The following is a 559-nucleotide window of genomic DNA, read 5'->3' as shown; positions in this document are numbered from 1 at the left end:
GTGAAACGATGCATCGCCGATGGTAGTGTGGGGTTTCCCCATGTGAGAGTAGGTCATCGTCAAGATTAAATTCCGAAACCCCTATCTGCGTATGCAGGTAGGGGTTTTGTTTTGTCCGCAGGAAAGTGTGCTTTTTGAAACTCCGTATATGGACTACCAAGAAACATTCAATGTCCCCAGCGAGCCTCATTCATCCTGAACAACGGAATGAACGAATATCTGCTGCCAGGGACTATGGATAGCTGTTAGGCCACGTTTATTGATATGTGCTCATCAATCAAATGCTGCACCACACCCGGATCCGCCAAGGTGGAGATATCACCCAACCCATCGTATTCGGCGGTCGCAATCTTGCGCAGGATCCGGCGCATGATCTTGCCCGAACGGGTTTTCGGCAGCCCCGGTGCCCACTGGATCACGTCCGGCGAAGCGATCGGACCGATCTCTTTACGCACCCAGTTTTTCAATTCCAGACGCAGTTGCTCGCTCGGCTCTTCACCCGCGATCAACGTGACGTAGACATAAATGCCCTGCCCCTTGATGTCGTGCGGCACACCGA

1 pseudogene is annotated in these 559 nt (G+C 52.6%); it reads right to left on the bottom strand.

The annotated features are described in order from the left end of the window. Window positions 1–245 precede the first annotated feature (245 nt). Window positions 246–559 (bottom strand): annotated as a pseudogene (locus tag QMX98_RS34815) (acetyl-coenzyme A synthetase); the annotation flags it as partial.

The sequence above is a fragment of the Pseudomonas sp. PS02303 genome (genome assembly GCF_029959925.1).
Lineage (GTDB): Bacteria > Pseudomonadota > Gammaproteobacteria > Pseudomonadales > Pseudomonadaceae > Aquipseudomonas > Aquipseudomonas mandelii.
This window is presented reverse-complemented; position numbering and strand designations above follow the sequence as displayed.